This is a genomic window from Aquabacter sediminis (assembly GCF_028863665.1).
GTDB lineage: Bacteria > Pseudomonadota > Alphaproteobacteria > Rhizobiales > Xanthobacteraceae > L1I39.
Map to the genome: position 1 here is coordinate 19,684 of NZ_JARBFX010000010.1, position 18,697 is coordinate 38,380.

Here is an 18,697-nt window from a genome sequence, read left to right on the forward strand (position 1 = left end):
GGGGCACCCCCTTTTTGTTGCGCTTGGGCGGGAGGGCTCCCATCTGAGGGCCGGTTGAGTGTGCGTCGGACGCTCGGGGCGGGCGCCTGTGGTGCGGGTGTGAGATCGAGGAGTGAGTGAATGAGCCGTCAGCCCGAGCTGTGCCCCGGCTGTGGAGCGGAGGTCCATCCCAAGGCGACGGAATGCCCGGAATGCGGCACCCACATCCATCGACCCTCGCGGCTCCTGCCCATCCTGGTCGGGGTCGTCGGCGTCGTGGTGGCGATTGCCGCCGGCGCTGGCGTTTGGGTGCTCCTGGGGCCGTCTTCCGCGCCACGGCCGGTGGAGACCGCTGCCGCGCCGCCACCGCCGGCCCCTGCGCCCGCGCCCGTTGAAGCGCCGCCCGCTGCGCCTCCCGCCATGAGCGCGGAGCCCGCGCCCGCCCCGGCGCCCCCGCCGGTGCAGGCGGCGCCCATTCCCGCCGGCGACGAGGCCACGCGGCGCGCCTTCGCCAAGACCACGCAGGACAATTTCGTCCAGAACGGGCTGGATTTGGCGGTCAGTACCAGCGGGCCGGACCAGACCACCATTGGCATCAAGTTCAGCTTCCCAGCGAAGACGGCGGTGGAGCTGATTGTGGGCGGCCCGTTTCCGCGCCAGTGCCGGACGCGCGGCTTCACCACCATCGTGTTTACGGATACCACCGGCGCCAGTTGGTCCTACGACATCGAGACCGAGAAGCTGACCCAGAAATGACGGCCCCGTCCTCCCTTCCCACCCCCGATGAGACCTTGCGGCTGGTGCTGTTCGACTGCGACGGCACGCTGGTGGACAGCCAGCACATGATCGTCGCCGCCATGCGCGACGCCCACGCCGCCGAGGGGCTCCTCCCACCGCCGCGCGAGGACATCCTCTCCATTGTCGGCCTCTCCCTGCCGGAGGCCTTCACCGTGCTCTCGCGGGGGCGCGCGGATTATCCGGTGTCGGTGATGGTGGAAGCCTATCGCAACGCCTTCATGCGCCTGCGCGATGCCGAGCCGCCCGAGCCCATGTTTCCCCTCGCTCGCGACACGCTCGCCGCCCTGCGCGCAGAGCCGGACGTGCTCATGGGCATGGTCACGGGCAAGGCCCGGCGCGGCGTGGCGCGGGTGCTGGCGGCTCATTCCATGGAGGGTTGGTTCACCACCATCCAGACCGCCGACGACGCACCTTCCAAGCCCCATCCCGGCATGGTTCTCCAGGCCATGGCCGAGACCGGATTGCCGGCCCATCGCACCGTTGTGGTGGGCGACACCACCTATGACATGGAGATGGCCAAGGCCGCCGGCGCCTTCGCGCTGGCCGTGTCCTGGGGCTATCATCCGCAGGAAGACCTGTTGGCCGCCGGCGCCGATTTGCTCGTGCACGGTTTCGCTGAGGTTCCCGCGGCCATCGATCATCTGGTTCGCCCGGCCCTCAAGGCGGCGGGCTGAGGCCGGCCCTTTCACAGGAGAAGGCACGCCATGCGCGATCTCTTGAACGACCTGGAGAATGGGCCCGATCCCATGCGCGCCGCGCAGGAAGCCCAGCGCAAGCCGCTGCCCAAGCGCTTCTATAAGGACGTATCGGTGGGCGAGGAGCCGGAGGGCGACTTCACCATCCGCCTGGATGGCCGCCCCGTGCGCACCCCCGCCAAGGCGCTCCTGAAGGTTCCTTCCCGCGCGCTGGCCGAGGCCATGGCGGCGGAGTGGGAGGCGCAGGGCAATGACATCGATCCCTCCACCATGCCCGTCACCCGCCTCGTCAATGTGGGGCTGGACGGAGTGGCGGCCAATGCGGAAGCTACCGCAGCCGAGGTGGTCTCCTATGCCGGCACGGACCTCCTGTGCTACCGCGCCGAGGAGCCTGATCGCCTGGTGGAACGCCAGGGGCTGGCCTGGGACCCGGTGCTGGAACGCTTTCGCACCGAGGTGGGCGCACGCTTCTTCCTGTCCGCCGGCATCCGCCATGTGGCGCAGCCGGAAGAGGCCATTGCCCGAGTCGCGGCCCTGGTGCCACGCGATCCGCTTAAGCTGGCGGCCCTCGTCTCCATGACCGGCCTCACCGGCTCGGCCCTGTTGTCGCTGGCGGTGGCCCAAGGCTGGCTCGATGCGGAGACCGCCTGGACCGCGGCGCATGTGGACGAAGACTGGAACCGGGAACTCTGGGGCGAGGACGCGGAAGCCTCCGCCCGCCGCGCCGCCCGCAAGACCGAGATGGACGCCGCCGCGCTCGTGCTGCGGGCGTGAGGCTCAGGCGGGCGCCAAGGCGCGTGCCGCCCGAGCAAGATCTGCCCGAACGCTGGCGAGTGCGGCGGGATCGAGCGCACCCGTCCGACTTCCTGTGCACAGAGCGCCGCGAAAGCCCAGATAGTCCGGCCGCAGCGGCGCGAGGAGGGGAATGTCCGCCCGCCGCAGGGAGCCGGCAAGTCCGCTGAGCAGGCCGTGGCGCCGCGCCGCCTCAACGAAGGCGGCGAGTATGGGCACGTCCAGATGGTCGGTGAGGCGCCGCCCGTCCTTGCGGGCCGTGTCGAGCATCACCCCGTGGAAACCCGCGTCTGCCACGCACGGCACCAGATCGGCTGCCGGTCCCTCGTCCGCGAACAGCACCGCAATGAGACGGGCCTCCTGCGCCAGTGGGGCGAGGGCGTCAAGGCAAGTTGGGAGGGCGCCGGCCTCGCCTCCGGCACGCGAGAAGCCGATCTTCACCAGCGGCACCCCGGTTGCCGCCGTCCGCGCGGTGGCCGTACACAGAATGGCCGGGTCCAAGGGATGGTCCCCAATGGTGGCGCTGAGCAGCGGGCGCGGATGGGGCCACATGCGCCAACGCTGCACCGCTTCCGTCAGCGCCTCTGGTGCCCAGGCGCCCAGGGCACCGGCGGAAGGGTCCTTCAGGTCGAGAATATCCGCGCCGACCGCGTAAGCGCGGTTCAGCTCCGCAAGGCTCGCGACGCTGGCAAGCAGGCCCGGACGGCGGGCGGGATCATGGAGCGAGATCATGCGAGGCTGCGCTCCCGGAATTCGGCTACCGTTTCCATCAGCCAACCCCACGCTTCCCGCTCGGCGGGGCCGGCGGTCTTGTCCACCGCCACCGCCAGATGCGCCATTTCCGTCTCGATGCGGTTGAGGTCGATCAGGCCGAGGCGCGACACCAGCACCGCCCCTTCCACCACCGCCGCCACCGCCCGGTTGAGGCCGGGGAAGGGCGCATGGCTCGCGCGGTGGATGACGCGGCAGCGCAGGCGCGGGCGCACGGGATCGTCCTCCACCGCCACCACTTCGAACTCCTCATGGGCGAGGGTGGCGACGAGGCGCACACCGGCAACCGCATCCGCCACCACCACCGGCCAGTCGCGCTTGCGGCCGGTGATGCAACCGGCAAAGACGCGCGCATCGTCCGTCAGGTTGATGACGCCGCATCCGCGCGCCAGGAGATGGTCCAGGGTGCGGGAGGGGCGGAAGGGCTGGATGAGATAGCCGTCTTCCACCACGTGCGGACCCATGGGCGCGATGTGGGGCGCGCCCTCCGGTGACAGGGTGGTGACGATGGCCTCGCGGATCATGTGTCTTCCTCCCCCTCGCGCGCCACGCCCTTCTTGGCCAGCGTGGACCCGGCGGCTTTGAATGTGAGCCGGTGGGCTTCTTCCGCGCTCGCCGCCGTCTCCCCCGCCACGCCCCATTTCAAGGCCTCGTCCTGGGCATAGCGCTTGCCCAAGAGGAGCGCGATCTCCGCCCGCGCCGTCTCCACCCCCAGATAGAAAGCGTGGGCCGGATCGTCCGTCACATCCAGGTGCGGATAGAGGGCGAAGGGCTCCTGCCCCACATGGTGGCCGTCGCGGTTGAAGATGTGGATGCCCTGCTCGGAGACGGCGATGCGGTAGTTGCGGTCCTTCACCGCGCCGGCGAGCCGCTCCAGTTCCGCGCCGCTGGTGGCGATGGGCTTGCGGTCCCTGAGCGCCATCAGCCCGCCGCCGAAGCCCTGGGGCAGGGCGTTCGCCTCGCGTGCGGCGAAGAATTCCCGCCGCGCGCGGTCGAATTCCCGCACCGCCGTGCGGCAATGGGGGCTCACCTGCACCGCCAACACCGCCCCGATGCGCAATTCCGAAATGATCCCCATGAGGATTGCATTGATGCCGGTGGTGTCGGCATCGGTCAGTTCGGTGACGTTGCCGATGCCCATGAGGATGGGGCAATCCGGCTTCTGCCGCCGCAGGTCTGCATAGCGCACCAGCGAGGCCGTGAAGCCGAAATGGATGGGGTCGAGAATGGGATCGGCCAGATAGGCCTGGCCTTTCGCCTCGCAGGCATCGATGGCGCGGATGAGGGACGAAAGGTCTCCGGGCCGTGCCGGCACCAGCACCGGCACCGCCGGCCCCTCCTGCGCGATGGCGAGGGTGTCCTCGTTGAGGCTGAGCAGGAAGTCAGCGCCCGCGCGGGTGGCGCGGGCAAGCTCCGTGGGATCGAAGGAATCCACGCTCACCTTCAGCCCGGCCCCCTTCAAGGCCGCGACGGCCTCTTCCAAATGCGGGAAAGGTTCGTCGGGCAGCGCGCCGAGGTCGATCACATCCGCCCCATCAGCCGCGAGCGACCGCGCGCGGGCGAGGATGGCGTCCACGGAGAGGCGGGTGGCATCCACGATCTCGGCGAAGATGGTCACGTCATGCCGGGAGAGGTCGGTGGAGCGGCGGGCGCGGCCGAAATAGTCCGGCAAATCGGCGGCTTCGTCCGGGCCGCGCTCGAAGGGCAGGCCGAAGCGGGCGGCGAGGCGTTCCAGGTCGCCCCGGAAGCGGCCGGGCATGACCACGCGGGCGGCGCCCTCCGGCACGGTGAGGCGGCGCTCCACGATTTCTGCGGTCATGAGGGCCGCCACCTTCACGCCGATATTCACCACCACCGGCTCCACCCGCTCGTCCGCCAGCGCCTGCGCGATCTGGCGCACGCGCGGCTCGGCCAGCGATCCGGTGATGAGGACGACGCGCTCGGCCATGGACGCTTAGCGGGCGGGCACGGGAGCGGCGGCAAGCTCAGCGTGCCGCGCGGCGATGGCGGCCTTCAGGTCCGCCAGGCTCTCCGCCACGACGGTGGCCTCGAAATCCTTCAGCCGGGCGGTGTTCTCCAGGTCGATCCGGCGGGGATAGACCGGCACGGGACCGCTCGGCGCCATGGTGATGAGTTCCGGCGCGGTGTCGCAGGCGAACACGATGCATGGCACCCGGCATTTGCCGGCCTGGGCGAAGCAATTGGTCACCAGCGTGTCGGAAATGCCGTAGACGCATTTCGCCACCGTATTGGAGGAGGCCGGGGCCACAACCAGCGTGTGGTACTTGCCCTCATAGAACAGGCCCACCGGCGCGGAGCTGGCCGAAGTGTCGCGATAGACCTTGGTGGTTGGGGGCAGGGGCTTCTTGTCCTGCCGGTACATGCGCAGCACTTCCTCGGCGGCGGCGGAGACGAAGAGGTCGACATCGCCCAGTTCGTGAATCAGCTCCAGGCTCTCGGTGAAGAAATGCCCGGAGCCGGACAGGGCCCAAGCCCAGCGGGAAGAGATGCCGTCGCTCATGCTGCACTCATATCAGCGGTGGCCGGCAGGAGGCGCGCCAAGGTGGCTCCGTCATCCGCCGGCACGAGGGAAAGGGGGCCGGCATAGGCGGCGGCGAAGCGCGGGAAGGCGGCATCCACGAGGCCGGCCTCCGCCCAGGCGCCTGCATCCTCCGCCGCGCGGCGATGGGTGGCGGCGGGCAGGGCACCGGCGGCCTTGACCAGGACGAGCCGGGGGGCCTTCAGGGTCGTGGCGAGCCAGACCGCGATGCTGTCGGAGGTCACGTCCCAGGTCTCGGATATATCGGGATGGCCGATGAGCCCGTGCGCGGGAAACCAGACCGCGCTGCCCCGCTCCAGGCTGGACAAATTGTCCAAGGCGGTCACCGCGCCAAGCTCCGGCGAGAGGTCCCGCAGGGCATGGGCCGTCTGCTCCATGGCGAGCAGCGCCATGCGGTGGCAGGCGCGGTCGGAAAGGCCGAGGGGGGTCTGCGCGTCCCGCACCGCATCGGCAAAAGGGCCGCCGCCGGGCACGATCAGCCAGCCGGGACGGGTGGCCACCTTCCGGGCGAGAGAGGCCATGGCGCCCTGGCGCGCAAGGCTTCCCCCCAGCTTGATGATCCCCACCAGCATGAACGAATTATCCTCACAGGAAAAATTTTTGCGTCTTCATTCTAGGGCAGGGGAGGCGGGCCTCCAAGTCGCATCCGCGCCCGCTCGCCATTTCCCGCTTCGCTCATCCCCCACGGGCAGCCGGGTTTTGCCCTTCCCTTGCGGCGGGAGCGACGATCGTTCGCTGCGACCGAAAGCCCGAGCGCGGCCGTCTTGGAATTGCTCCAGGCGGGTTTATGTGGGGGCAGACATTGCGGAGGCTTCCATGCGTCGCTCCTTCCTGAGCATCTCCCTTCTTCTGGCCCTCGGCGCCACGGCGCAGGCCGATCCCGACCTCGCCAAGGGCGAGCAGGCGTTCAAGAAGTGCGCGCCGTGCCATATGGTTGGCCCCGATGCCAAGGTGAAGGTTGGTCCGCCCCTTAACGGCATCGTAGGGGCGAGTTGGGCCCATGACCCGGCCTTCACGTATTCCGAAGACCTGAAGGCCGGCGCCAAGGAGGGCAAGGTGTGGGATGAGGCGACTCTCGACGCCTATATCGCCAATCCCAAAGCGGTGGCGCCCCAGGGTCGCATGCCGTTCGCCGGCATCAAGCCGGCCGCCGAGCGCGAGAACCTGATCGCCTATCTCAGGCAGTTCGACGCCTCCGGCGCGAAGAAATAGGAGCCGGCGCACGGGCAGCCTCCCATCGGTGCGGGGGGCTTGCCACCGGTGCCCGTCCGTGGTGTCCCTTCGCGGACAATTGCGGCCGAGGGTGAAGATGGCGAAGTTCGATTCCCGGCTCCAGCGGCTGTTCGTCCCGGACGCCCTCTCCGAAGGTGCGGAGTTCGCCCTCGCCAGCGAGCAGGCGCACTATGTCTCCAACGTCATCCGCCTGGGGCTGGGTGAAAGCCTGCTGCTGTTCAATGGGCGGGACGGGGAATGGCTCGCCCATCGCAGCGAGGGACACAAGCGCGAGGTGCGGGTGACCTGCGAGAAGCAGGTGCGCCCGCAACCTCATGCCGGCGATCTTCAATATGCATTCGCGCCGCTCAAGCATGCCCGGCTGGACTATATGGTCCAGAAGGCGGTGGAGATGGGCGTGTCCCGCCTCACCCCGGTGGTGACCCGCTTCACCCAGGTCAGTCGCGTCAATGGCGAGCGCATGGCCGCCAATGGGGTGGAAGCGGCCGAGCAATGCGGCATCCTCTCCTTGCCCCATGTGGACGAGCCGATGCCGCTCGACCGTTTCATCGCGGGCCTTGGCGACAGGGTGTTGGTGTTCTGCGACGAGGATGCGCCGGTGGAAGATCCGGTGAGCGCGCTCAAGAACGGGCCGGAGGGGCCGCTCAGCGTCCTGGTTGGGCCGGAGGGCGGGTTCTCGCCGGAGGAGCGGGGGCTGCTGCGGGCGCGCCCGGCTTCCATCATCCTGTCGCTGGGGCCGCGCGTGCTGCGGGCCGATACGGCGGCGGTGGCCGCCCTCGCCTTGGTCCAGGCGTGCCGGGGCGATCTGCGTGGACGGCCCATGTAGGTTGCTTGGTGACAGGTGGGACGGAGCGGAAGGTTGGATCTGAGGGCCTTCGGCGCTTTGGTCAGCCGATGGAACAGCGCCCTCCGTCACTCCGTTTTACTGTCGCCGCTTACCACGTCTTGTTCTTTTTCATTGTCATAATTCCGGCGGATTGAAGCGCGTCGAAAATGCTTCGGCGGCTATTCTGCCGATTTTAAATATTCAAGATCTCTCTGCACTTTCTTTCAATTGCAGGGGGTCGCTGCGTTGCAGCGCGAATCACGGCTTCGCCCGCGCTGCAGTGCGTCCCAAATCTCGCCGAAATTTATCTCATCCTGCGCGAAACCCGGCGGCGCCTGGGGCGTTGATGCGTCGAATTAGGGTGCGGTCCGTAGGAGGCCCAATGACACAGGACTATCGCTTCGGCATCGAGGAGGAATTCTTCATCGTCGATGCGCAATCCAATGCCGTGCAGCGGCGGATGCCGGCGCGGTTCTTCGATCACCTGAAGGACACGATCGGCGAGGCTGTGACGGTGGAGCTGCTGCAGTCGCAGCTGGAGATCGCCTCCAGCCCGGCGGTGCGTCCCGGCAGCGCGCTGGACGAATTGCGCGGCCTTCGGGCCCGTGCCTCCGAAGTTGCCCGCGAGCACGGCGTCGCGCTGATGGCCTCCGGCACGCATCCCACCGCCACTTGGGACGGCATCCGCCACACCCAGGCCAATCGCTATGACGGGCTCATGCACGACCTGCAGATGCTTGGCGAGCGCAACATGGTGTGCGGCCTCCATGTCCATGTGGAAATGCCTGACCCGGACCAGAGGGTGAATGTGATGCGGCGCACGCTGCCCTACATCCCCCATTTCATCGCGCTGGCCACCTCCTCTCCGTTCTGGGCCTCCCGCCAGACGGGCCTCATGGGCTATCGCCTCGCCGCCTATGACGAGTTGCCGCGCACGGGCCTGCCGGAGCTGTTCGAGGACAACAAGGAATATGAGGCCTATGTGGAGGCCATGGTCTCCGCGCGAGCCATTTCCGATTCCAGCTATGTGTGGTGGGCCATTCGCCCCTCCTCCAAGCACCCCACTCTGGAACTGCGCGCCCCCGACAGTTGCACCCGCGTGGAAGACACGGTGGCCATCGCCGCCCTCTATCGAGCGCTGGTGCGCCATCTGGTGCGCAATCCCGACCACAACGCCCATATCGGCGCGGTGGAGCGGGCCATCGCCAACGAGAACAAGTGGCGCGCCCAGCGCTATGGCATTCACGGCTCGTTCGTGGATGTGGTCGAACGCCGAGCCGTGCCGGTCACCGATGCGGTCGAGCGTCTCATCGCGCTGGTGGCGGATGATGCGGATGCGTTGGGATGCCTGGACTCCCTGCTCCACCTGCGCACCATCGTCTCCGCCGGCACCAGCGCCGACATGCAGATCGCGGTGTTCCAGGAAGCCCAGCATCGCACCGGAAACCGGGGCGAGGCGCTGAGCGCGGTGAAGGGCTGGCTCGCCTCCACCACGCTGCAGTGAGCGGCCCCGCCGGCTGCGTCAGTCGTCGAAGCTGAGCTCGATGAAGGCGCGGTCGGCCCGCCGCCCATATTGGATCTTGTCGCACAGGCGGGTCAGGAGGAAGGCCGTGAACATGTTGGCCTCCTCCTCATCGCCCAGCAGGGCCTCCGGATTGGGCTGGCGGCTGGGTGCGGCGAGGGGGGCGCCGTCATAAATAAGGCTCAAGACGAGGCGCGCCTCGTCATAGCGGGCGGCAAGGATGATGGGGCCTGCCGGCTGCTGGTCCCGCGCGAACTCGGCCGCTTGCGCCACGGCCGGGATCGCCGCCTCCACCATGGCGGTCCGGGTGCCCCACGCATTGCCCTGCACTTCCAGGAAATGCCGCACCGCCTTGTAGATGTTCTCCTCCTCCCTCAGCTCCACCTTGGCGTCGCGGCCGATGCCGATGCGGAAGATCAGGTTGAGCACCAGTGCCACGCTGGTGCCGAGGGCGATGGGGGTCGCCAGAACCGGCGCGGCCCAAGGTGGCACCTGCTCGGCGAGCGGAAAGATGGCCGCGCCAATGCCTGCAACCACGGATAGGCCCACCATGAAGATACGCCGATCGTTGAGGCGGCGCGTGAGGATGAGGGCCATGCCATTCACGATCATGAAGCAGGCGGTGTAGAGCAGCAGGGCGCCGGTGACGGGGCCGGGAATGAGGGTCAGGAAGGCGACCGCCTTGGGGAAGAAGGCAGTGGAGAAGATGACCGCGCCGGCGGCGAAGCCGATGACACGGGCGGTGGCACCGGTGGAAGCCGCAAAGCCCACGGCGGTGCGGGAGACCCCGCAGGGCGTAGCCGCCACCAGGCTGGCCGCGATGTTGGCCAGACCGATGCCGGCCACGGCGCGCTCGGCGGCCAGCATGTCGGCCCGCCGCCAGTCCGCATCCTCTAACTTTTCAAGCGAGATGGTGGTGCTGAGGATATCCAGGAGCCCGGTAACTACCACCAGCATCAGTAGGGGAATGAGTGAGGGCTGGAGGGCGAAAGAGAGTTCCGGTGCGGAGGGTAGGCCGATCATGCTGACCGGGGCGATGAGGGCGCTGATATCGCGACTGTCCACCCCGATCCAACGCGCCAGCAGCCAGCCAACGGTTCCTCCAACCAGGATGGCATAGATCTTCACGTTGCGAGGCGCGAAGACGGTCATTGAGACGATCACCGAGAGGGTGATGAAGGTCACCACCAACGGCAGGGGATCGATGGTGAAGGCCGCATGATAGCCGCCGAAGGCACGCTGCAGGCCCGACCCCGCAAGTGATATGCCCAGCATGGCCATGGTGATGCCGCACACTTCGGTCGGCATCAGCACGCGCAGCGGGCGGATGATCCGCGCGATCACCACCTGCGAAACGCCCAGCAGCAAGGTGCAAAGGGCGAGGAGGCCGAGGCCACCCATGCTGAGCGCCTGCGAGACCAGAGGGATGGCATTGGGCGCGGGAACGCTCACCAGCAGATAGCCCGAGCCGAAGCGCGAGCGGGTGCACTGAAGCATGGTGGCGATGCCGATGGCGATCACGGCGGAGGACAGGAGCGGTTGGCGCGCCTCCAGGGGCAGGTTGGCCGCATCGGCCGCCAGCAGGGGGTAGATGATGAAGGTGAGTGCGAGCACCGCGTGCTGCAGCGAAAGCGGGATCCAGTCCCCAAGCGGCACCTTGTCATCGCGCCCGTACACCAGTTCCACGGGCCGGCGGCGAATGGCGGGAAAGCGAGGCGGGGCGGGGAGAAGCCCCAGCAGGCGCTGGGTGGCGGAGGGGTGTGGCTCGTCTTTGTTCATTCCGTCCAGCTCTGGAGCAGGTGTCGCTTCTTGAAAGAAGAGGGAACCTGCGCTGGCTCGTGCCCTTGATCAAGCCCCGCCCCCAAAGCCGACGCGCCAGGATGAGGCCCCGCGCCAGCCTTTCGCGGCGGCGCGGGGGAGGGGTCACAGCTTGAAGGGCACCACCTTCTGCTCCTGCACGCCGAGCCCCTCAATGCCCAGGCGCATGACGTCGCCGGCCTTCAGGAACCGCGGCGGCTTGAAGCCGAGGCCCACGCCGGGGGGCGTGCCGGTGGTGATGATGTCGCCGGGATCGAGCACCATGAACTGGCTGATATAGGACACCATGAACGGCACCGAGAAGATCATGGTCTTGGTGGAGCCGTTCTGCACCCTCTCGCCATTCACCTCCAGCCACATGGACAGGGCGGTGGTATCGGGCATCTCGTCGGCGGTGAGGAGGAAGGGACCCACGGGGCCGAAGGTCTCCGCGCTCTTGCCCTTGGTCCACTGGCCGCCGCGCTCGATCTGGAAGGCGCGCTCGGACACGTCGTTGCAGATGGAATAGCCGGCCACGTGCTTCAGCGCGTCGGCCTCGTCCACATAGCGGGCGCGGGCGCCGATGACGATCAGCAGTTCCACTTCCCAATCGAGCTTTGTGGAGCCCTTGGGGATCATCACGTCGTCATTGGGCCCGACCATGCAGTTGGGCGCCTTGTTGAAGAGCACCGGCTCGGCGGGAATGGGGTTGTTGGTCTCGGCCGCATGGTCGGCATAGTTGAGGCCCACGGCGACGAAATTGCCCGGCCGCGCGACGCAGGGGCCGAGGCGCACGCCCTCGGGCGCAAGCGGCAGGCTGGCGGGATCGACGGCCTGGATGCGGGCGAGGCCCGCGGGAGTGAGCACGTCGCCGGCAATGTCGGGCACCACGCCGGAGAGGTCCCGGATCTGGCCGGTTGAATCGATTAGACCAGGCTTTTCCTGGCCGGCGGCGCCGAAGCGAACGAGCTTCATGTGAAGGGGCTCCCTAGAAAGAACAGGAGGCGTCCCCTCCTCATCGAGGAGGTGGTGCGCCGGGCGGATGCCTCAATCCGAGACCCTGCGCGGCCGCGCATCCGGCCTGCTGTCCGCCCGGCGCGCAAGCTGGCGCGGGCGGGGCGTTTGGTCAATGGGCGGCGCATCGGAAAGGGGTGTTTTGGCGTGCCGCCGGGGAACCGACGTCCCGTCCCCCCTTGCGGTGGTCCCCCCGCCGCGTGATCCTGTCGGCGAAAGGACTGAGTCGCGGCTGGAATTTTCGTGGCGACAGTCCCTTGCATGGTGCAATGCGGAATCCCGGTGACTCCTTTCCGCACTTGCGTCATAAAAGGGATACACGACTCCGGCTAAGTCCGTCACAATGCTCTCAGGGAGCAATTTCCGCACGAGGCAAGATCGTGAGCGACAGCCCTGAAGCCCGCCATTACCGCGCGCTTTTCATTTCCGATGTCCACCTCGGGACCAAGGGATGCCAGGCGGAGCTTCTGCTCGACTTCCTCAAGTACCATGATGCGGACGTGCTCTACCTGGTTGGCGACATTGTCGACGGCTGGCGGCTGCGTCAGGCCTGGTACTGGCCCCAGAAGCACAATGACGTGGTGCAGAAGCTGCTGCGCAAGGGCCGCAAGGGCGCGCGCATCCTCTATCTGCCGGGCAATCACGACGAATTCCTGCGCGACTATTACGGCACCCATTTCGGCGGCATCGAGGTGGTGGAGCACACCATCCACGAGGCTGCCGACGGCAAGCGCTACCTCGTCATCCATGGCGACGTGTTCGACCTGGTGGTGCGCCATGCCAAGTGGCTCGCCTTCATGGGCGACTGGGCCTACACCTTCGCGCTCGGCATCAACACCTACGTCAATCTGGTGCGCCGCAAGCTGGGGCTGACCTACTGGTCCCTCAGCCAATGGGCGAAGCTGAAGGTGAAGAACGCAGTCAACTTCATCGGCAAGTTCGAGAAGGCGGTGGCCGACGAGGCCAAGCGTCACAAGGTGGATGGCGTCATCTGCGGCCACATCCACCATGCCGCCATCCATGACCGCTTCGGCGTGCGCTACGTGAATTGCGGCGATTGGGTGGAAAGCTGCACGGCGGTGGCCGAGCACGAGGACGGGCGGATGGAGATCATCCGCTGGACGAAGCCGTCCCTCGTCCCTGTGACCGAGCCTTCCGACACGGCCGCGGCACGCGCGGCGGCCTGATGCGCATCCTCGTCGCGACGGACGCCTGGCATCCCCAGATCAACGGGGTGGTGCGTTCGCTGGAGCACACCGCCAGCGAAGCGCTCCATCTTGGCGCCCGGATGGAATTCCTGACCCCGCAGGAATTCCGCACGGTGCCGCTGCCGACCTATGACGAGATTCGCCTCTCCCTGGCGACACCGCGCATGATCATGCGCCGCATCGAGGCCATGCAGCCGGATTTCGTCCATGTGGCGACCGAGGGTCCCATCGGCATTCTCGTGCGGCGGGCCTGCATTGCCACACGCCGCACCTTCACCACCTCCTACCATACCAAGTTCCCCGAATATCTCTCCGCTCGCGCCCCGGTGCCGGAGCGGCTCACCTATGCCTGGCTGCGCAGCTTCCACAATGCGGGCGGGGGGGTGATGGTGGCGACCGCCACTTTGGAGCGGGATCTGGAGGCGCGGGGCTTCAAGCGTCTGATGCGGTGGTCGCGCGGCGTCGATGCGGACCTTTTCCGCCCCCGCCCCGAAGTGGATCTGGGCCTGCCAAAGCCCGTCTTCCTGTTCGTCGGCCGGGTGTCGGTGGAAAAGAACATCGAAGCCTTCCTCAGCCTCGATCTGCCGGGATCCAAGGCGATCGTCGGCGGGGGACCGGCGTTGAATTCCCTCAAGGCGCGTTTTCCCGAGGCTCATTTCTTCGGCCCCAAGGAGGGGGAAGACCTGGCGCGGATCTATTCCGGCAGCGATGTATTCGTCTTCCCGAGCCGCACCGATACGTTTGGCATCGTACTCCTGGAGGCGCTGGCGAGCGGCCTGCCGGTGGCCGCTTATCCGGTGACCGGCCCCAAGGACGTGCTGGGCGAGGCGAGCGAGCCGGTGGGCGTGCTCGACGAGGATTTGCGAGCCGCTTGCCTCAAGGCGCTGGAGCTTTCCCCACGGGCGGCGCGGGACTATGCGCTGCGCTATTCCTGGCGCGAATGCGCCAAGCAGTTCATCGACAATGTGCTGATCGCCCATGATTTCGGGCCGGTGGCACGCAGGTTTCGCCTCCTGCGGCGAAACAGGCTAATTTCGGTGGCATGAACGCGATTCCTGCCCCTCCCGTTTTCGCCGATGTGGTCGCCGCCGCCGGACGCCTGAAGGGCGTTGCCGTGCGCACCCCCCTCGTGGCTTCCCCCGTCCTGTCGGAACTGGTGGGCGGCACGGTGTTCGTGAAGCCCGAGACGCTTCAGCGCACCGGTTCCTTCAAGTTCCGCGGTGCCTATAACCGCATGGTGCAGATCCCGCAGGAGCGCCGCGCGGCGGGGGTGGTGGCCTGCTCCTCGGGCAACCACGCGCAGGGCGTCGCGGCGGCCGCCAAGCTGCTGGGCATGCCGGCGGTGATCGTGATGCCCTCCGACGCCCCCGCCATGAAGCGCGAGCGCACCATCGCGCTTGGGGCAGAGGTGGTGGACTATAACCGTGAGACCGACGACCGCGACGCCATTGCCGGCGCCATCGCCGCCGAACGGAACGCCATCTTCGTGCCGCCCTATGACGATCCCAACATCATCGCCGGCCAGGGCACGGTGGGCCTTGAAATCGTTGAAGACTTGAAGGCGCTGGGCCTTGCGCCCGACATTGTCAGCGCCAATGCCTCGGGTGGTGGCCTTATCGCCGGCATCTCGCTGGCGGTGAAGGAGAGCTTCCCGAACGCCCGCGTGGTGGTGGCGGAGCCCGCCGGCTTCGACGACCACGCCCGCTCCTTCCGTTCCGGCCAGCGCGAGCGCAATCCCGCTCCCGGCGGCTCCTTCTGCGATGCCTTGCTGGCCCCGACCCCTGGCGCCATCACTTTCGAGGTGACACGCCGCCTGGTGGGCGAGGGCGTCAGCGCCACCGATGCGGAGGTCGCCCGCGCGGTGGCGTTCGCCTTCCGCGAGCTGAAGCTGGTGGTGGAGCCCGGCGGCGCGGTGGCGCTCACCGCCCTTCTCGAGGGCCGCCTGGATGCGGCCGGCAAGACGACCGTCATCGTCCTGTCCGGCGGCAATGTGGACGCGGCCACCTTCAACGCTTGCCTGTCCGCCTGAACAGGCGACCCTCGCCCGGCCGTCGCCCGCGCGGAAACGGCCCTTCCCGAACCCGAGACCGAACCCATGACCCTTGGCGCGGCCGGCCGCTTTCCCGTGCGCGCGGCCATGGGCCTCGCCTATGGGGCGCAATTCTTCGCGCTCGGCGTCTACCTGCCCTTCTTCCCCCTCTGGTTGTCGGCGCGCGGCTTGTCGGCTGAGGATATCGGCCTTGCGGTGGCGGTTCCGCTGGCCACGCGCCTCGTCTCGACCCCCTTGCTGGGCTTACTGTCCGACCGGCTGGGGCGGCCGAAGGCGCTTCTGGTGCTCCTGGCGAGCTTCACCGCGCTGACCATGTCGCTGCTGGCTTTGGCGCAGACGCTCCTGGCCATCCTGGTTGTGCTCGGGATCGCGGCGCTCGCCTGGAATCCCGGCTTCGCCTTGCTGGACGCCTATGCCACCCGGCAGGCTCGGGCGGGGCGGATCGATTATGGCCGCAGCCGCCTCTGGGGCTCGGTGGCGTTCGTCGCGGCCAATCTCGTGGGCGGGCTGGTGATCCAGCAGACCGGGCCCGGGGCGGTGGTGGCGCTGATGGTGACGGGCTACGTGTCCTATGTGGCGGCCACCCTTGCCCTGCCAGAACTGGCGCGGCCGGACGCCACGGCGGTGCCGGGGCTTGATTGGAAGCAGGCGCGTTCCATCCTGGTCGTTGGCGTGCTTGCGGCCGCTCTCATCCAGGCAAGCCACGCCACCCTCTATGCCTTCTCCTCGCTCCATTGGTCCCGCAGCGGCCTGTCGCTCACGGCGGTGGGCGTGTTGTGGTCCATTGGAGTGATTTCCGAGATCGTGGTGTTCCGCTTCGGCACGAGGCTCGTGCGACGCATCGGTCCGCTGGGGCTGCTCATGGCGGGCGCGGGCATTGGCGTCGTCCGGTTTGCGGGCTTGGCGTTGGATCCGTCGCTGCCGGTGCTGGTGGCGCTGCAAGTGCTCCATGGCGGAACGTTCGGCGCGACCTATCTGGGGCAGGTGCAGCTGATCGCGCGCTATGCGCCCGAGCACCGCGCGGGAAGCGCACAGTCGCTGGCCGCATGGGTGGTCAATCTCACCATGTCAGGCGCGAGCCTTGCCAGCGGCCCCCTATGGGCGATGCTCGGGCCGGGCGCCTTCGCGGTCTCCGCCGGGCTTGCAGGCCTCGGCGGCGTGCTCGCGTTTATCGGTGTGCGGCGCGCCCGCGCCTGAGGTCAGCCCCAGAGGCCCGCGTCCGGCGGGTGAACCCAGGAGCCGTCATAGCGAAGGCCCGGCGTGCGGTCGCGCGCGAGCAAAAGCGGGCCGTCCAGATCCACCACCTCGGCGCTCTGGGCCGCGAGAATCGCAGGCGCCATGGCGAGCGATGTGGCCAGCATGCAGCCCACCATCACCGAGAAGCCCTGTTCATGCGCCTGGCGAACCATGGCGAGCGCCTCGGTCAAGCCGCCGGCCTTGTCGAGCTTTACATTCACCGCGTCATACCGGTCCTTGAGCGCGGCAAGGCCGGCACAATCGTGGGCGCTTTCGTCCGCGCAGACCGGGACCGACCGATCGATGCGGGCGAGCAGGCCGTCGCGACCGGCGGGCAAGGGCTGCTCCACCAATTCGACGCCGAACGTTGCGCAGGCAGCGAGGTTGCGCTCCAGGTCTTCCTCGGCCCAGCCCTCATTGGCGTCGACGATGAGGCGGGCCTGCGGGGCGGCTGCGCGGATGGCGGCGAGGCGCGCCAGGTCGTCGGGGCCGCCCAGTTTGAGCTTGAGCAAGGGCCGCCCGGAACGCGCCGCGGCGGCGGCCATGACCTCCGGCGTATCGAGGCTCAACGTATAAGCGGTGACAAGCGGGCGGGGCGCGTCGAGGCCCGCGAGCCGCGCCGCAGGCAGGCCCGCGCGCTTGGCCTCCAGGTCCCAGAAGGCGCAGTCCAGGGCATTGCGGGCGGCCCCCGCCGGCAAGCGCTTTTGCAATGCAGCGCGATCAAGTCCCTGCGCAAGTTCCGCTGCGAGCGAGCCGACGAGGTCCGCGACCGCCTCCACCGTTTCCCCATAGCGGGCATAGGGCACGCATTCCCCACGGCCTTCGTGGACGCCGTCGGAGAGTTGCGCGACCACGACGACGGCCTCGCGCTTGGAGCCACGGGAGATGGTGAAGGTGCCCGCGATGGGGAACCGTTCGATGCTGACGGCGAGGCGTATCATTGGGTAAGCGTGTGAACCTGCTGGAGAAAGATGGCGCGTGGGAAATGATTCGGGAAAAAAGTTACCTCGACGCCCACCGTCCGGCCGAGTATGAGCATTAGGTGTATTCTTCTCAAGCACGCGACTCGACGCGGAGATCCCCTTTTGGCGAACGCCTCGCTCCTTGATGTCAGCCAGGATGGCGATCAGCTGCGCGCGGCGGGGCAGGGCACCTGGACCTCCGACACCGCTGGCGAGCTTGAGGCGGCGGTGAATGCCGCAACGCAGCGCTATCCAAAGCCCGAGCGTGTGACCATCGACCTGTCCGGTGTGGAGCGCCTGGACACGTTCGGTGCCCTGTTGCTTGAGCGGCTGCGCCGGGCGTGGTCGCGCGACGGTGTGGAGCCGGCCGTCACTGGACTCCAGCCGCGCTATGATGCGCTGATCCAGGAAATGAAGCGCACCGGGCGCGAGGCGCCGCCGCCCGCGCGCCGCATCCCCGGTGTCCTGGAACGCACGGGCATGACGGTGGTGGAGGTTCTCCAGGACGCTCTGGCGCTCCTGAACTTCATCGGCGCCACCATCGCCGCCTTCCTGCGCATGCTGGCGCGCCCGCGCAATTTCCGGTTCACGTCCATGGTGAACCAGATGGACCGCGCCGGCTTCCGCGCGGTGCCCATCATCATTCTCATCACCTTCCTCATCGGCGCGATCCTCGGGCAGCAAGGCATCTTCCATTTCCGCCAGTTCGGTGCCGAGATCTATGTCGTGGACATGGTGGGCGTGCTGGTGCTCCGCGAGCTGGGGGTGCTGATCGTCTCCATCATGATCGCCGGCCGCTCCGGCAGTGCGTTCACCGCCGAGCTCGGCTCCATGCGCATGCGGGAAGAAGTGGACGCCCTGCGCGTGATGGGTTTCGACCCGGTGGAGATCCTGGTGGTGCCGCGGGTGCTGGCGTTGATCCTTGCGCTGCCGCTCCTCACCTTCGTCGGCTCCATGGCGGCCCTTATCGGCGGTGGCCTGGTGTGCTGGACCTATGGCGGCATCACGCCCGACGTGTTCCTCGACCGGCTGAAGGATGCCATCTCCATCGACCATTTCCTGGTGGGCATCATCAAGGCGCCCTTCATGGCGGCGGTGATCGGGCTCGTCTCGTGCCTTGAGGGCCTACGGGTGGGTGGCAGCGCGGAATCGCTCGGCCAGCACACCACCGCCTCTGTGGTGAAGGCCATTTTCCTCGTCATCGTGATGGACGGGGTGTTCGCCATGTTCTTCGCGTCCATCAATATGTGAGGT

The 18,697-nt window shown here is 67.9% G+C and carries 19 protein-coding genes; 11 read left to right on the forward strand and 8 right to left on the reverse strand.

The features are described 5' to 3' along the window. Nucleotides 1-120 precede the first annotated feature (120 nt). From PV781_RS18875 to PV781_RS18885, 3 genes are read left to right on the forward strand one after another with little or no spacing between them, the layout of a single operon-like run. Complete coding sequence (locus PV781_RS18875) at nt 121-735, forward strand: zinc ribbon domain-containing protein (RefSeq protein ID WP_274777180.1); 615 nt, start codon at nt 121-123, stop codon at nt 733-735. After that, nucleotides 732-1,451, forward strand: a complete 720-nt coding sequence (locus tag PV781_RS18880) for an HAD-IA family hydrolase (RefSeq protein ID WP_274777181.1) — start codon at nt 732-734, stop codon at nt 1,449-1,451. The genes PV781_RS18875 and PV781_RS18880 overlap by 4 nt, the downstream gene beginning before the upstream one ends. 30 nt (nt 1,452-1,481) lie before the next feature. Then, a complete protein-coding gene (locus tag PV781_RS18885) occupies nt 1,482-2,246 on the forward strand; it encodes an ATP12 family chaperone protein (RefSeq protein ID WP_274777182.1) in 765 nt (254 codons plus the stop codon). A 3-nt stretch (nt 2,247-2,249) separates the two neighbouring features. On the opposite strand, the gene PV781_RS18890 is transcribed toward PV781_RS18885, so the two are convergent. The 5 genes from PV781_RS18890 to PV781_RS18910 are packed head-to-tail and all read right to left on the reverse strand — an operon-like array spanning nt 2,250 to nt 6,167. Further along, nucleotides 2,250-2,996 (reverse strand): (5-formylfuran-3-yl)methyl phosphate synthase, encoded by a 747-nt coding sequence (locus tag PV781_RS18890; protein WP_274777183.1) that lies wholly within the window; start codon nt 2,994-2,996, stop codon nt 2,250-2,252. After that, entirely contained in the window at nt 2,993-3,559 is a 567-nt protein-coding gene (locus PV781_RS18895; protein WP_274777184.1) for a DUF447 domain-containing protein, read from the reverse strand. The genes PV781_RS18890 and PV781_RS18895 overlap by 4 nt, the downstream gene beginning before the upstream one ends. Next, a complete protein-coding gene (locus PV781_RS18900; RefSeq protein ID WP_274777185.1) occupies nt 3,556-4,983 on the reverse strand; it encodes a DUF6513 domain-containing protein in 1,428 nt (475 codons plus the stop codon). The genes PV781_RS18895 and PV781_RS18900 overlap by 4 nt, the downstream gene beginning before the upstream one ends. Nucleotides 4,984-4,989: 6 nt before the next feature. Continuing rightward, complete coding sequence (locus PV781_RS18905) at nt 4,990-5,556, reverse strand: flavoprotein (protein ID WP_274777186.1); 567 nt, start codon at nt 5,554-5,556, stop codon at nt 4,990-4,992. Continuing rightward, nucleotides 5,553-6,167 (reverse strand): amino acid kinase family protein, encoded by a 615-nt coding sequence (locus PV781_RS18910; protein WP_274777187.1) that lies wholly within the window; start codon nt 6,165-6,167, stop codon nt 5,553-5,555. The genes PV781_RS18905 and PV781_RS18910 overlap by 4 nt, the downstream gene beginning before the upstream one ends. A gap of 244 nt (nt 6,168-6,411) precedes the next feature. Here PV781_RS18910 and PV781_RS18915 point away from each other — a divergent pair, with 244 nt between their 5' ends. The 3 genes from PV781_RS18915 (at nt 6,412) to PV781_RS18925 (ending at nt 9,158) form a co-directional block, all read left to right on the forward strand. Then, nucleotides 6,412-6,807: a c-type cytochrome gene (locus PV781_RS18915; protein WP_274777188.1), complete on the forward strand. Its 396-nt coding sequence runs from the start codon at nt 6,412-6,414 to the stop codon at nt 6,805-6,807. A gap of 97 nt (nt 6,808-6,904) precedes the next feature. Further along, on the forward strand, nt 6,905-7,654 hold the full coding sequence (locus tag PV781_RS18920) for a 16S rRNA (uracil(1498)-N(3))-methyltransferase (protein ID WP_274777189.1): 750 nt from the start codon (nt 6,905-6,907) through the stop codon (nt 7,652-7,654). 382 nt (nt 7,655-8,036) lie between these two features. Next, nucleotides 8,037-9,158, forward strand: a complete 1,122-nt coding sequence (locus tag PV781_RS18925) for a carboxylate-amine ligase (RefSeq protein ID WP_274777190.1) — start codon at nt 8,037-8,039, stop codon at nt 9,156-9,158. Nucleotides 9,159-9,176: 18 nt separating this feature from the next. Here PV781_RS18925 and PV781_RS18930 read toward each other — a convergent pair whose 3' ends face one another. Together PV781_RS18930 and PV781_RS18935 are read right to left on the reverse strand one after the other, a co-directional pair. After that, nucleotides 9,177-10,955, reverse strand: coding sequence for a solute carrier family 23 protein (locus tag PV781_RS18930; protein WP_274777191.1), 1,779 nt, complete (start codon nt 10,953-10,955; stop codon nt 9,177-9,179). Between the two features lie 144 nt (nt 10,956-11,099). Next, nucleotides 11,100-11,948, reverse strand: a complete 849-nt coding sequence (locus PV781_RS18935) for a fumarylacetoacetate hydrolase family protein (RefSeq protein ID WP_274777192.1) — start codon at nt 11,946-11,948, stop codon at nt 11,100-11,102. Between the two features lie 419 nt (nt 11,949-12,367). Here PV781_RS18935 and PV781_RS18940 point away from each other — a divergent pair, with 419 nt between their 5' ends. From PV781_RS18940 to PV781_RS18955, 4 genes are all read left to right on the forward strand, one after another. After that, a complete protein-coding gene (locus PV781_RS18940; protein ID WP_274777193.1) occupies nt 12,368-13,174 on the forward strand; it encodes a UDP-2,3-diacylglucosamine diphosphatase in 807 nt (268 codons plus the stop codon). Next, nucleotides 13,174-14,241, forward strand: coding sequence for a glycosyltransferase family 4 protein (locus PV781_RS18945; RefSeq protein WP_274777194.1), 1,068 nt, complete (start codon nt 13,174-13,176; stop codon nt 14,239-14,241). Before PV781_RS18940 ends, PV781_RS18945 begins: the two co-directional genes overlap by 1 nt. Then, a complete protein-coding gene (locus PV781_RS18950; RefSeq protein WP_274777195.1) occupies nt 14,238-15,224 on the forward strand; it encodes a threonine ammonia-lyase in 987 nt (328 codons plus the stop codon). Before PV781_RS18945 ends, PV781_RS18950 begins: the two co-directional genes overlap by 4 nt. A 66-nt stretch (nt 15,225-15,290) precedes the next feature. Continuing rightward, nucleotides 15,291-16,442, forward strand: coding sequence for an MFS transporter (locus PV781_RS18955; RefSeq protein ID WP_274777196.1), 1,152 nt, complete (start codon nt 15,291-15,293; stop codon nt 16,440-16,442). A 2-nt stretch (nt 16,443-16,444) separates the two neighbouring features. Here the strand turns inward: PV781_RS18955 and dgcA are convergent, their stop codons facing one another. Then, entirely contained in the window at nt 16,445-17,422 is a 978-nt protein-coding gene (gene dgcA, locus PV781_RS18960; RefSeq protein ID WP_274777197.1) for an N-acetyl-D-Glu racemase DgcA, read from the reverse strand. Nucleotides 17,423-17,512: 90 nt separating this feature from the next. Here dgcA and PV781_RS18965 point away from each other — a divergent pair, with 90 nt between their 5' ends. Next, nucleotides 17,513-18,694, forward strand: coding sequence for an MlaE family lipid ABC transporter permease subunit (locus PV781_RS18965; RefSeq protein WP_425532426.1), 1,182 nt, complete (start codon nt 17,513-17,515; stop codon nt 18,692-18,694). Nucleotides 18,695-18,697: the final 3 nt, after the last annotated feature.